This window comes from Claveliimonas sp. (genome assembly GCF_037273965.1).
Classification (GTDB): domain Bacteria; phylum Bacillota; class Clostridia; order Lachnospirales; family Lachnospiraceae; genus Claveliimonas; species Claveliimonas bilis.
On record NZ_JAYAZJ010000069.1, the window covers coordinates 1 to 13,749 of the forward strand.

Consider the following 13,749-nt stretch of genomic DNA (forward strand, 5'->3'; position numbering starts at 1 on the left):
GTAATAGAATGCATATCCACAACACTGTAAAAACACTCATATTCATCACTTAATGTCACCCAGTTCTTCAGTGCTCCCAGATAATTTCCCAAAGTAAGATTCCCTGTTGCCTGCATACCGCTGAACAACACTTTTTTATCGTTAATCATCTTTTTACCCTCCGTCTGCTACTTTTTCCAAGGTTCAACCTTGTCTTTATAATATACGGTATTTTCCGTCAAAATATGGAAACTGCCGTTCCTTTCCTCTACTTCCGTCACTGCACAGTTCTTATGTACTCCCTGCCCCCAGTATTTCGAAAGGGGTTCTTTTTTTATATAATTAAGCATACCTGCCAATGCAGCTCCATGGGTTGTAATGAGGATCGTGCTGTCTTTTAATGTGTCGTCTGACCCGATCCTTTCCAGGAACTTTCCCACTCTTTCCTTTACCTGTTTAAAATCCTCCCCGCCTTCCGGAGCTTCATACTCCTCCGGTCCGTCAAAAAAACGGTGGAAACTTTCCGGAAGCTCCCATCCTTCACTGGAACAGCATTTGCCCTCATACACGCCAAAAGCCATCTCCATGATCAGCGGTTCCTCTATCACCGGAACGTCCCGGCCCTTCAGAATAATTTCAGCTGTCTGCTTTGCCCGGCCAAGAGGACTCGTGAAACAAAGATCAAAGGGGATATCTTTCAGTCCCTTCCCTGTCTCCTCTGCAAGATGTATTCCGAACTCGTTGAGGGGAATGTCTACCTGCCCCTGTATTTTTCTCGCCCTGTTCCAATCTGTCTCGCCGTGGCGTACAAGATATAATTTCATGATTCATCGCCCATCCTTTCTGCAAGTCCAGTACCAGTATACCACACTGAATGGTTCTTTTCATAGAAATTTCAGGGAAAAAGTGTTACACTGAAAAAGGAATATGTTTGAGAAAGGATGAGACAAAAATGAAAAAAATTACCAGTTTTACCATAGACCACTGGAAACTGCAGCCCGGCGTATATGTGTCCCGAAAAGACAAAGCCGGCGACTGTACTGTCACCACCTTTGACCTTCGTATGACAAGCCCTAATGAAGAGCCGGTCATGAATACTGCAGAGGTACATACCATCGAACACTTAGGCGCCACCTTCCTTAGAAATGACGAAACATACGCTGACAAAGTCCTTTATTTCGGTCCTATGGGCTGCCGCACCGGTTTTTATCTGCTGCTGGCAGGCGATTATGAATCCAGGGATATCATCCCTCTTATACAGGCGCTTTTTGATTTTATTGCTGATTTTGAAGGTGAGGTTCCCGGTGCTTCCCCAAAAGACTGCGGGAACTATCTGGATATGAATCTTCCGATGGCCAGATATCTTGCCCGGAAATACCGTATGGAAGTCCTGGAAAATATATCCGATGACAGACTCGTATATCCTGAATAATTCATTGAAAAACGTCCATGTTTTGCAAAAGAGTTCCATTTACGGAACTCTTTTTAGTTAATAGGGAAAATCTTTCTTTAATACAACATTGCGGATATAAGCGTAGGTCCGCTCCTCTCCTTCCTCTGCCAGCATCTTCAGCAGGCTGTGGAGGAGAGCTGCTGTATCCGGATGGATCATCCGTCCCAGCCTGGCAGCTCCTCTTTCATAATAGGCCAGCGGATGTTCATCCCGGTAATTTTCCTTCTGATAAGTCTTCGAGGCAGCAATGCGGTCTACAAACATTTCCGCCACATAGCGCACCGGCATTTTCATCCCGATAATGCCGTCCTCTTTTTCCAGGCCATAGTCGATCCAATATTCATAATGATGCTTGTTTCTCCCTTTATGATGAAGCCACGCCAGGGAATAGCCCTTTTCTTCCCGCTCTGCATTATTGGGACTTCGGTTGCCCTGATAGTATTTACAGCCAACCAGAAATTCTACAGGGGAATATTTGGACATATCATGCAGCAGTCCCTGTCTGTATAATCCGATTTTAAAGCAGCCTCTCATTACGAGAATCTTGTGATGCGTTATTGTACAAAAATGCCCCCAGGCTTTCATCTCACATAATCTCCTGTCCGCAAAAGTAGTCTTGCATAATTATTTGCCGATAAACAGCGCGATCGTCCTTTCTTCCAGAACGGCTTCTCTCTGATTTTTCAGCACTTCCGGATCTTCAAGGACTCCTGTTTTGCTGTCCGCTGTCAGATACCACTTTTTCCCTTTTCCAAGCGCCGGGAGAGCAAAACTGTGCTCTACCCAATGCATGTTGTAAGCAACAAAACAATCCGTATCTTTTGCTGCAATACCGCAGTAATATACTCCAAGCTGGCGGCTGGATATTTCTGATGGCGTCTGCCATGCATATTCTCCATGATAAGACACATCAGGTACGCCGCAGCTGATCTGGTCCATGCCCCGAAGTTCCTCTTTCTGCCGAAGCGCCGGGTGACTGCGGCGAAGCGCGATCATCTCCTTTACAAATTCATGGAGAGCGCGGTTTTTCTCAAGTCTGCTCCAGTCCAGCCATCCCACCGGATTGTCCTGACAGTACACATTGTTGTTCCCCTTCTGAGTATTTCCAAATTCATCTCCTGCAAGAATACAGGGAATCCCCTGTGCAAGGAGAACAAGCATAAAAGCATTTCTCATCTGTCCTGCTCTTAGCGCCACGACCGCCCTCTTGCGGCTGGGTCCTTCTGCTCCGCAGTTCCAACTGTAATTGTAATCCGGTCCATCCTGGTTGTTTTCTCCATTTGCTTCATTGTGTTTTGCATCATAGGAAACCAGATCGTTCAGGGTAAATCCATTATGACCTGCAATATAATTATACATGCCTTCCGCCCCTGCAGGCCTTCGAAGCCAGTATATCACCTCTTCAATCATGCCCTCGTCCCCCTTCAGGAACCTTCGCATAACATTCTGAAAACCTGCCTGATGATGGAAAAGTTTCATTTTGCTTAAAAGCGGGTCAGCATAGCTCCCATCTGTCGGCGTTACATCCGGGTTCAAAATAAATCCGTCCACATGGTATTCCATCATATACCAGCGCAGACACTCCTCCATAAGGATTCTGGAAGTGCCGCCCTCGAAAGGCATTTCCAGTATTACCTCAATCCCGGCCTTGTGGCATTCCCGCACCATATCTTTTAATTCTGACGCCGGATCGTCTGATGCCGCATAAGCTCTTTTGGGAGCGAAATAAAATCCCGGTCCGTATCCCCAGTAATTTACATATTTTCCCAGCTGTTCAAACTCATATACCGGCATAAGATGGATCTGATTGATCCCCAGCTCAAGCAGATAAGGAATTTTTTCAATGACTCCCCGGAAAGTACCTTTATGGGCAACTTTTGAAGAGCTGTGTTTGGTAAATCCCCGCACATGGAGACTGTAGGCTACCACTTCATTGGCAGGAATACAGGGATGAAAATCCCCCTCCCAGTCATAGTGATCCTCATAAATTCCGGCACGAACCTCATGCTCCTGAAGCTCCCATTTGCGGCCAAACTCTTCTGTTCCCGCAAGGCTTCTGGCATAGGGGTCAACACAGACCTCCTCATCTATCAGATAATTATACTCATACTCCGAATATGCAAAATCAAAAAGCGACAGAAAACGTACACTTCCGACTCCGTCTTCTTCCGGCATTTCAAAAATGACAGAAGCCTCCCGTTCTCCTTTTTTGTAAAGGAGCAATCTGCATTCTTTTCCTTCCGGAACCTCTATTGCAAAATTAACGCTGTCTTTTCCCACACTCACGCCCAAAGGCAGCGGTTTCCCTTTTTCTCTTCTCATGTTCCGTCCTTCCTGCTGCTTCTACTGCCAGCCATCTGCTCCATACATTTCCACATTATCTTTCGTGATCATATCAATGATCTCTACATAATTTTCTTTTTCATATTCTTCGCCGTTCAAAATAGCAAGCCCTACTTCCACAGCCTTTTTCCCCATATTGATCGGAGACTGTGCCGCTGTACCTGCAATCTGTGTGTCTGATTTTTCCAGCTCTTTTTTGATATCAGGGGAACCGTCCACACCGTAAATAATTACATCCTCCATTCCAAGAAGGTTCACTGCTGTCTGCGCTCCTACCGCGATCTGATCATTTCCGCACATAATGGCTGTTACATCCGTATGTTCTTTGAGGATATTTTGTGCCACTTCCACTGACTTTTCAAATTTTCCGTCTGTATTTTCTCTTGCCACAATTTCAAAACCGACCTCCGCTTTTGAAATCGCCTCCTCAAATCCTGTAATTCTCTCATTAATAGAATTTTGTGTCGGGCATTCCAGTATCAGTACTTTGCCTCCGTCCGGACATTTCTCAATCAACGCCTCACCGCACATACGTCCGGCTGCTTCATTGTCAGATCCCACATAGGCATCTACATAATCCATTTCCTTAACCTGTGTATCTACATTGATAATGCGTACATCCGCTTCCTGAAGTTCCTGCAAAGAGGGAGTAATTTCCTCCCAATTTACCGGGCTTAAAAAAATGGCATCAATCCCTGCCTCGATCATCTCTGTGATCTGTGAAGCCTGTTTTTGGGCATCTCCTTCCGGGTCTTCGGTAATCAGTGTATTCCCTGAGCTTGTAACCGATTCGCGAATTGCGTTTTCCAGCGTAATAAAATAAGGATTCTCCATATTGATTCCGCTGAAACCAAATTTGTACCCTTCTTCTTCCGCCTCTTCCTCATCTGTTTCTTCTGTATCTTCTTCCTGAACCGGATTATCTTCCGGTGTGCCCACTTGCTTCTTACATCCGGACAACATCATAATTCCCATGACAACAAGTGCCAGAAGCACTTTTATCTTGCGGTTTTTCATATATCTGTTCCTCCTTGCGAATGATTCCAGTCACATATATTTTGTATTTTACTACATTTTTTGTATTTTTACCAGCCCCAGCCATTTCCCTCTCCTTTTCCTTTCTCTTTTCGCAACATAGATTTTACTTGCTTTTGTGCCGCCGCTCTGATAGAGTAAAAACAGAAAGAATAAAGGAGAGATTTTTGTATGGCTACAGAAAATATGGATGAAATTACTGTAACACTGACTCTGGATAACGATGAAGAGATTGAATGTGCTGTTCTGACTGTCTATGAAGCCGGCGGACGTCAATATATTGCCCTTCTTCCTCTGGATGAAAACGGCGAAAGCGAAGAAGGCGATGTATATCTTTACCGTTATATTGACACAGACCCGGAAAATCCGGATCTGGAAAATATTCTTGACGATGAAGAATATGAAATCGCGGCAGATGCATTTGACGAATGGCTGGACGAGCAGGAATTTGGCGAGGAAGAGGATCTTTAATGTCTGCTTTCTCCTTCTTTCAACAAAAGCTCTTCAACAAAACGGGAAGGACTTAGTTCCTTTCCGTTTTTCGTTTTTACATAACTGATCACCAGTTTTCTCTTTGCCCGTGTCATAGCCACATAAAACATCCGGCGCTCCTCCTCGATCTCTTCATCAAGTTTGGCTTTTCGGTAAGGAGTGACGCCTTCATTTCCTCCGATCACAAATACCGTATCAAATTCCAGGCCTTTTGCGCCGTGCATAGTCATAAGCGACACGCCCTGCTCCCCAGTTTGATCTTTTCTGCCTCTGCCCTTCTTCTCCTTTAACATTTGTCCGTAGTTCTCTATATAGAGAAACCACTCTTCAAAACTTTGAAATTCCTTGGATCTTTCCTGAATTTCATAGAGAATTTCAAAAAGATCTTCCTCCCGTATACGCCGGATTTTGGCATATTCTTTCAGATAATCGTCATAGCCGATCTTCTTTCTTATATATTGTATTGCCGCATAAGGGGTTTTGTTTTCCATCATCTTAACATCCCACTCAAACTGATCGATGCGGTCCTGCATCCACCCCTTGTCACAATAGAATTTCCTCATCTCCTCAAAATCCCCTCTGGAAGATTCCAGACATTCTCTGCTTAAGTAGCGTTTCGGACAGTTCATAATATCCAGAAAATATCTTCTCTCCCTGCTTCCGGAGGCCAGTTGCAGATAGCTTTTTATATTGCGGGCAATAAAGTGATCATAAATATTCTGGATATTTTCTTTCATTTCAAAGGGAATCTGGTATTCCGCCAGCATTTCCGCCAGGATCCTGGCATCCCGGTTCGTACGGAACAGTACTGCGATTTCTCTTGCCGGCACGCCCTGTTCCATCCTCTTTTTCACGCCCTCTATCACATACTTTCCTTCCTCTGTCACATCCAGGACTTCCTGCACATGGACGCACTCTCCTTTTCCCGCATGGGGTTTGATCTCCTTGGAAAATCTCTGTTCATTATGTCCGATCACTCGGAGGGCGCCGTTTAAAATATGAGCAGTGGAGCGGTAATTGACGTCCAGGAGAATCTGCCCGGCATCGGGATAGTCTCTGGAAAAACCAAGCATAATAGAAGGGTCCGCTCCCCGGAATTGATAGATCGACTGATCGTCATCTCCTACTACAAACAGGTTATTTTCAGGAAGCGCCAGCATCTTCAAAATTTCATACTGTATTTTATTGACATCCTGAAATTCATCTACCAGAATATACCGGAACCTGGCCTGCCATTTTTCAAGAATATCCGGTCTGGACTTAAAAAGCTCATGGCAGAGGATCAGCATATCGTCGAAATCGATCTTGCGCATTTCCTTTCTCTTCTTTTCATACATCTGGTAGATATCTGCAAATGCTCCCGGACATACGGACGCTTTATATGTCTGAATATCCAGCCCGTTATTTTTTACTTTTCCGATTTCTGTCAGAAGATCTCTGATAAAATCCTGTTCATCTTCCACTTCCAGCTTAAGATCCAGTTCCGGCAGAGCCAGAATCTGCCCCAAAAGTCTGCTGCTCTCTTCCCCGGTCAGAATATTTGCCGAAGTAAATCCATAAGCCCACCTTAGAATCCCGTAATAGATCCCATGAAATGTCCCGAATGTTACAGGAGGACAGACTCCTCCCATAAGACTTTTAAATCTGTTCTGCATTTCATAGGAAGCGTATCTGGTAAAAGTAATGACCAGAATTTCTTCTGGTCTTACTTTGTACCTTTTAATCAGATTTTCTATTCTTGCTGCAATGGTAAGAGTTTTCCCGGAACCGGGACCGGCAAGGACCATACATGGCCCCTGGAAATGACAGGCTGCTTTTTGCTGTGCCTTATTCAGATGCATTCCTTACCTCGTTTCTAACAATTCAATTCCCTTACGGATCCTGCACAGGGACTCTTCTTTGCCAAGTACTTCCATAATTTCTGTCGCTCCGCCAGGCGTATTCTGCTTGCCGGACACGGCAGTTCTCACCGGCCACATTACATAGCCGTTTTTGTAACCTTTTTCTTCAATATATTTTTTCAGGGTGGCATACAGGGCGTCATTGCTGTAATCATCCTGCGCTTCCAGGATCGGAAGAACTTCTTTTAAAACTTCCAGAGAAGTCTCTTCATTTGTTTTCATTTTCTTATGGCAGTACATTGCTGTGTCATATTCCGGCAATTCTTGGAAAAAGTCAATCTGGTCTTTGATATCAGGGAAGATTTCGATTCTGGTCTTTACAAGCGCCGCAATCTTCTTCAAATCATAATCTTTTGTGATCACTTCTTCAATATAAGGCTTTGCCATCTCATAAAACCTGTCTGCATCCATTGCTTTCAGATATTCGCCATTCATCCATTTCAGCTTTGTCATGTCAAACACAGCCGGTGACTTGCTCATATGATGATAGTCGAAGATTTTTACCAGCTCATCCAGAGAGAAGATTTCCTGTGTTCCCTCCGGACACCATCCCAGCAGAGCCACATAATTCACGATTGCTTCTGATACAAATCCCTGATCCAGAAGATCTTCATAAGAAGAATGGCCGCAGCGTTTACTCAGCTTTTTGTGGTTTTCATCCGTAATAAGCGGGCAATGCACATAAACCGGCACTTCCCATCCGAAAGCTTCGTAAATACGATTGTATTTCGGAGCAGAGGACAGATATTCATTTCCGCGGACTACATGGGTGATTCCCATCAGATGGTCATCCACTACGTTTGCAAAATTATAAGTCGGATATCCGTCCGATTTGATCAGAATCATATCATCCAGCTCTTCATTGGGCACTGTGATGTCCCCGTATATTTCATCATGAAAGGTTGTTGTCCCTTCTGTGGGCATGTTCATGCGGATCACATATGGCTTTCCTTCCTTCAGGTTCGCTTCAATCTCTTCCTTGCTCAGATGAAGGCAGTGTTTATCATAGACAACAATCTCTGTATTTCCGTCTTCTGACACTTTGCTCCTTAAAGACTCCAGGCGCTCTTTATCACAGAAACAGTAGTATGCATCTCCCTGCTCAATGAGCTGTTTGGCATATTTCATATAGATACCTGCAGCGTTTCTCTCGCTCTGCACATAAGGACCCACTCCTCCGTCTTTGTCTGGTCCCTCGTCATGTACAAGTCCGGTCTTTTCCAGAGTCCGGTAAATAATTTCAAGAGCCCCTTCCATAAAACGTTCCTGGTCTGTATCCTCGATCCGAAGCATAAAGCTTCCTCCCGCATGTTTCGCTATCAGATAAGCATATAATGCCGTCCTTAAATTTCCCACATGCATCCTTCCTGTAGGACTTGGTGCAAATCTTGTTCTTACTTTACTCATTGTTCTTCTCCATTTCTGTTATAATTTTATCCAGAGCATCATCCACTCTGCTGTTCCAGTATATATCTGCAAATTTATCTGAAAAATGCTGTTCTTTCGAGATCAGCAAAAGCTTATCTCCTTCATAGTAATCCAGAAGCTGTGTACAGAGATAACTTTTCAGGTTCGTACCAAGCACCAGCAGCACGTCGGCTTTCTGAATCTCCGTTGCAGCTCTTGTAATAACCTGATTATCCACCATTTCCCCAAACAGCCGCACATCCGGCCGAATAGCCTGTTTACATTTTTCACATAAAGGAATCTTCTCTCCATCCCTTACATACTCCATAGAATACTCCTGGCCGCAATGTGTACAATAATTGCGGTATACATTTCCATGAAGCTCAGTGACATTTTTACATCCTGCACGTGAGGGCAAATGGAAAATACGCCGGGTAATAATGGTCTGCAAAATCCCCATCTCCTCCAGCCTAGCCATCTCATAAAATCCTTTCCCCGGCGGTGTATCCAGAGCCGAAAGGATTTCTTTTCTGTAGAAATCGTAAAACTGCGGTTTACGCGTCGAAAAAAAGGAACTGGAAAAGATCTCTTCTGTTGAATATCCGTACTTCTGTTCAATATCGTAGGACTCTCCCCCGTCACGAATTGCAGGATATCCGCTTTCCACAAGCATTCCAAAACCGCTTAATGCCACTGTGTACCTGCTTTTCTTCAGTATCTGACAGATGATTTCCGTTATATCTGACATACCTATTCGCCTCCTCTTTCAGGCTGTGTATTATGCTTTTCATAATCAGTATAACACATGTGAATTATGGTAATCAACTATTCTGAATCTTTCTCTTGTGGATCCGGCGGCTCCTCCAGTAATCCGGGCGGAAAAATTCTCTGGGAATAGAGACAATGCAGACAATGCCAAGTACTATGGCAAAAGCCACTTTTATCGCTCCAATCCCACGCTGTGCAGCCTCTCCCAGCTGATTCATGACAAGGTAGTAGGCAGTATAATAAACGCCCGCTCCGGGCACCAGAGGAAAAATGCCGGAGATCAGAAAAACAGTGATCGGGCACTTCATCCGCACTGTCAGCATTCTCGATATCAGAACTACCACCAGTGTTCCCAAAAAAGAAGCAATGGCTGCCGAGGTTAAATTGACTGTCAGACAGTATACGATCCATCCCATTGTACCGGTAATGCCGCAGCTTAAATAAAACCGTTTCGGCACGTTAAACAGAACGGAAAAAGCAATAGTTCCAAAAAAGGGGCATATCAGATTTGCCACAATGTACTCTATCATCCAAGAACACCTCCCGCCATATTTGCATAAATCCCAAGTGTGATCCCCACGCCGATCGCTATATATACAAACACAAGAAGCGCATCGATCATCCGCACTGTCCCCGACAGGAAATCACTGTCCGCTATATCACGGATTGCATTGACAAATCCCATTCCGGGCACTAAAGGCATAATAGATGCAATGATGATCCCGTCTCTTTGAAGCGGAACAGGGGCAATCTGCAGTGCCACAAGACCGAGAGTTGTCAGCAGCACGCCGCCTGTAATATTTACGATAATTTTGGACATATGATGCTTTTTCGCGGTCAGCACCCAAATATACAGAATACATCCTATCAAAAATGCTACAAAGCTCTCCGGGACTCCTGCTCCCAAAAGATACCCGAAGCATCCGCTGCCTATACCGGCAGAAAGGACCTGAAAATAGCTTCTTTTGGGCGGTATTTTTTCAATTTCCGCAAGCCGCTCAAACGCCTCATCCAATCCCACCATGCCGGCGGCAATCTCCCTGGATAAATCGTTCACTTCAGCTACAATTCCCAGATGAGCGGCAGAAAGCGGTATATGTTTTACCTTTGTGTAGGAATCACCATCTCCGATTTTAACACTGATGATAATTGCATGGCTCATGGTAAATGTATCTACATCATTGACATGGAATCTCTTACAGATATGCTGGATCGTTTCTTCCACACGAAAAATCTCTCCGCCGTTTTTCAAAAGGATCCTTCCCGCCTCCAAAGCCAGATCCATAACCCGCTTCGGATCCGATTCCTTAGCCAGATCCTTCTTCAGGTAAACCATGTCTGTCAGCAGCACACCATCTTCATAAATTTCTTCCCGGTAATTTTCCGTAAAAAATCCCGGCACGATATGAGAAGGAGTAAAACCGCAGTGTTCATAAAAGCCAATCGTCTTTTTGCTGTTTCCCGTTCCCACATACATGGTAGAGCATTGGAAACTGTACTTCTCGCACACATAGTGAAGCAGGGCCTTCCCGTATCCTCTGCCCTGCGCCTTTTCTCTCGTAGCAATATTTTTTAATTCACAGCTCCCTGCTTTGTTCATGGTAACAACGCAGACTGACTGCACTTCACCTTCTTCGTCATATAACGCAAACATATCCCCAGCGTCCAGATATTTCTCTATCATGTCCTCCTGGGGATCTGCCAGTAATAATAGATCCAAAAATGCCTTTTTATTTTCTGTAATCTGATGAATCCTCATATTTTTGATTCCTCGGTTATAATATTAACAGCTGTATCTTGCTTATTATAGCACTATCCGGGGAAAAATTACAGATATTTTTTTTATCTTCCTGCCGGCCGTAAAATAAGACTTCCGTCTGTCCTGCTGTATAAAAGCCCTTCTCTGCTCTCATATACCGGATTATCTGAATCCACTTCAATATAAAACAGCAGAGGCAGGTTTTCCAGAGTTCCAGGTTCAATGTCAGTAATTCCGGCAGGAACATAAATTTCAAATATCTCTTCTGCAAATCCATCTAAGGATCCTGCCCTGATTCCGACACATCCTTCTCTATCCGGCAAAACAAGCAGCCCATCTGTAATCCTATTTCCTTCTCCTGTATAACTTGTAATATATCCTGCGTCATCACAGAGAAATCCCGTATATTCTTTCCATCCTGCATATAATTCCAGCTCTGTCTCTCCCCTTTTGGCTCTCTCAAAAGGAATCGTACACGCCTCATCTCTATACCATCCGACAAATTCTTTTCCGGGACGGACAGGAACTGCCGTCTCTTCCAGCATATAATCTGTCAGATATACCATATCTGTCGTACAACTTCCTCCATTTCCGTTCAAATGGACTTTATAATCCACAACACCAAAGGGAATCTCTGCTTTACAGCCTTTGTACTCCACAGAAATTTTATAATTCCCTGCTTTTCCTGTATCGGGAATTTTCACTGCCGCATCCTCCGGCATAATCTTCCCGCCCCGATACATTAAAGTGATATCCGACAGTTCCACTGTACTGCCCACGCAGTAATCCATGGGAAGAGAACCATCAAATGTCAGCGCATATTCTCCTCCTGCTGTATCGGAAGATTCCTTATCCGCTGCCGGAACTGTTATTACTTCTTTTACCCCTGACGCTCCTTCTGATATAACGGCAGGTGCCGCCATTTCTATAGAAAGTTTCCGACCCGGGTTTTCTGTCTCATTCAAAGCTGTATTTTCTTTTTCCTCCAAAACTGCTTTTGCCAAAACAATTCGATTTTCCATCAATTTTAAAATACTGTGTGCTTCTTCTGTCACTTCACTGCCGACTCCGGGATACCGTCCGACGCTTTCTCTGGCTGTTTCCAGGCCAAAGCTTTCTCCTGTTCCCGGGTTCATTGCCTCCTCCTTAGACACTACAGATGCTGTAATCCATACTGAAGCCGCCACCAGTACGCCTTTTAACACCCTTGTCATCACCGGCTTAAAATCCAGCCCCAATGACCCCTCATTTATTAACGCTATTGTTTCTGTTCTCATATCCTCTATTATATAATTCCACAATTTTCCAAACAATATAAGGCGCAGAAAAAGGAAGTGGCATCTCGGCACACCGGCTGCCACTTCCCTGTACTGAACTTTAGTTAATATAACCTGCTTTTTTCAGCTCTTCTGCTGCTTTTTCATAATTTGCATCTGACACGAGGATAATAGGACCTGTACATCCCATTCCACTCTCTGCGTAAATGCCAAGCTTCCACAGAACTTTCACCCCGTCTTCCAGATCCATGATCTCAATTCCTGCAATCTGTGAAGTTACCGGTTCTTTCGGCGGTGCTTTTACTTCTTCCTCTTCCGCTGCCGGTTTTGCTGCCGCTTTTCTGGCATTCAGGATATCCTTCAGCCCGGCCTTATTGGCTGCTGCAAACTCTTTCTTTGCAACATCAAATACCTTTCCGCGGATCAGCTCTGCTGCATACCGGATAGCCCCCGTGATGAGAGGTGCTCCGGACGCCCTGGAAATGATCATAACAAGCTGATCATACCCTTCCCCGATACCAGGGCCATAGCCATAACCGGTTGCTTCAAAGCTTCCTCCTGTCGTAAAGGATGACAGCATTTTAATCAGAATATTTCCGGACAGCGAATCACATACCATAATATCCGGGGAGCCCTGCAGCACGTCATTCCCGCGCATTACGCAGCCTCCATCTGCCCTTGCTGATTCTGCAAATGAGATATCATACCCATTTTCCTTCAGCTGCTTCAACGCAATTTCTGTCTGACGTGCCCCATCCACGTTCAGAATACCTACGGTCGGATTGCTCTTCCCGCATGCTTTTGCAGCAATAATTCCATAAATCGCATTTTTGATCATTCCTTCCACGCGGTCTGCGCTGGAAGTACCTGTCGTTGTAGCGACAAACATTTCTTTTCCCTTTGCCGGTGTCACAGCGCGTCCCACTGTAGAAACTCCGATCGGGAATGGAAAATGCATTGTTACTGCACCGTCCACTTCCTTATTTTTCAGAAGTTCTTCCATCTTTTTGTGGCCTTCTTCTTCATCAGCCACCTTTACCGTGGTTACCCCTTCTGCCTCCAGAGTACCAATGTAGTATACATCTATGCCCTCTTTTGCCGCAGCAACGGCAGCTTCCATTGCATTTTCTTCCCCATGCTCACTGCCCATACCTGTCAGAGCAATCTTCGGCTTTTTCCCAAAGCTTCCGGTCTCCAGACCCTCTGCCATTTCCATAAAGGTGGAGGCAATCATTTTTTCAATACTATTTGCCATTTTCTCCACTCCTTTACTCTGCCATTAATGTTGCTGCAAAATCCTTCATCGCTTTTGCGATCAGTCCTTTTACTTCCTCT

Annotated in this window: 13 protein-coding genes and 1 pseudogene; 2 read left to right on the forward strand and 12 right to left on the reverse strand. The window is 44.7% G+C overall.

Annotated features, from left to right (window positions below; genetic code table 11):
• Positions 1–149: pseudogene (locus WJ238_RS05580) on the reverse strand (tryptophan--tRNA ligase); the annotation flags it as partial.
• Positions 150–167: 18 nt separating this feature from the next.
• On the reverse strand, positions 168–803 hold the full coding sequence (locus tag WJ238_RS05585) for a histidine phosphatase family protein (RefSeq protein ID WP_337606378.1): 636 nt from the start codon (positions 801–803) through the stop codon (positions 168–170).
• Positions 804–931: 128 nt separating this feature from the next.
• Here WJ238_RS05585 and WJ238_RS05590 point away from each other — a divergent pair, with 128 nt between their 5' ends.
• Positions 932–1,411 (forward strand): S-ribosylhomocysteine lyase, encoded by a 480-nt coding sequence (locus WJ238_RS05590; protein WP_230106393.1) that lies wholly within the window; start codon positions 932–934, stop codon positions 1,409–1,411.
• A 57-nt stretch (positions 1,412–1,468) separates the two neighbouring features.
• On the opposite strand, the gene WJ238_RS05595 is transcribed toward WJ238_RS05590, so the two are convergent.
• From WJ238_RS05595 to WJ238_RS05605, 3 genes are read right to left on the reverse strand one after another with little or no spacing between them, the layout of a single operon-like run.
• Positions 1,469–2,017, reverse strand: coding sequence for a DUF5662 family protein (locus WJ238_RS05595; RefSeq protein ID WP_230106394.1), 549 nt, complete (start codon positions 2,015–2,017; stop codon positions 1,469–1,471).
• 39 nt (positions 2,018–2,056) lie between these two features.
• Complete coding sequence (locus WJ238_RS05600; protein WP_337606379.1) at positions 2,057–3,754, reverse strand: alpha-amylase family glycosyl hydrolase; 1,698 nt, start codon at positions 3,752–3,754, stop codon at positions 2,057–2,059.
• A 21-nt stretch (positions 3,755–3,775) separates the two neighbouring features.
• Positions 3,776–4,792 carry a sugar ABC transporter substrate-binding protein gene (locus WJ238_RS05605; RefSeq protein WP_337606381.1) on the reverse strand — a complete coding sequence of 339 codons (1,017 nt, stop codon included), beginning with the start codon at positions 4,790–4,792 and terminating at the stop codon, positions 3,776–3,778.
• A 189-nt stretch (positions 4,793–4,981) separates the two neighbouring features.
• Between WJ238_RS05605 and WJ238_RS05610 the strand changes: the two genes are divergently transcribed.
• On the forward strand, positions 4,982–5,281 hold the full coding sequence (locus WJ238_RS05610; protein ID WP_230106397.1) for a DUF1292 domain-containing protein: 300 nt from the start codon (positions 4,982–4,984) through the stop codon (positions 5,279–5,281).
• On the opposite strand, the gene WJ238_RS05615 is transcribed toward WJ238_RS05610, so the two are convergent.
• The 7 genes from WJ238_RS05615 to grdD all read right to left on the reverse strand — a co-directional run bounded on the left by WJ238_RS05615 (position 5,278) and on the right by grdD (position 13,669).
• Entirely contained in the window at positions 5,278–7,143 is a 1,866-nt protein-coding gene (locus WJ238_RS05615) for an ATP-dependent helicase (RefSeq protein WP_337606383.1), read from the reverse strand. The genes WJ238_RS05610 and WJ238_RS05615 overlap by 4 nt on opposite strands.
• Before the next feature lie 3 nt (positions 7,144–7,146).
• Complete coding sequence (gene gltX, locus WJ238_RS05620; protein ID WP_230106399.1) at positions 7,147–8,610, reverse strand: glutamate--tRNA ligase; 1,464 nt, start codon at positions 8,608–8,610, stop codon at positions 7,147–7,149.
• Positions 8,603–9,358 (reverse strand): SIR2 family NAD-dependent protein deacylase, encoded by a 756-nt coding sequence (locus tag WJ238_RS05625; protein ID WP_337606384.1) that lies wholly within the window; start codon positions 9,356–9,358, stop codon positions 8,603–8,605. Before WJ238_RS05625 ends, gltX begins: the two co-directional genes overlap by 8 nt.
• 73 nt (positions 9,359–9,431) lie before the next feature.
• Entirely contained in the window at positions 9,432–9,908 is a 477-nt protein-coding gene (locus tag WJ238_RS05630; protein ID WP_230106401.1) for a threonine/serine exporter family protein, read from the reverse strand.
• A complete protein-coding gene (locus tag WJ238_RS05635; protein WP_230106402.1) occupies positions 9,905–11,137 on the reverse strand; it encodes a GNAT family N-acetyltransferase in 1,233 nt (410 codons plus the stop codon). The genes WJ238_RS05630 and WJ238_RS05635 overlap by 4 nt, the downstream gene beginning before the upstream one ends.
• An 83-nt stretch (positions 11,138–11,220) precedes the next feature.
• A complete protein-coding gene (locus WJ238_RS05640; protein WP_337606386.1) occupies positions 11,221–12,414 on the reverse strand; it encodes an InlB B-repeat-containing protein in 1,194 nt (397 codons plus the stop codon).
• A gap of 100 nt (positions 12,415–12,514) precedes the next feature.
• Positions 12,515–13,669 (reverse strand): glycine/sarcosine/betaine reductase complex component C subunit alpha, encoded by a 1,155-nt coding sequence (grdD, locus tag WJ238_RS05645; protein WP_230106404.1) that lies wholly within the window; start codon positions 13,667–13,669, stop codon positions 12,515–12,517.
• Between the last annotated feature and the right edge of the window lie 80 nt (positions 13,670–13,749).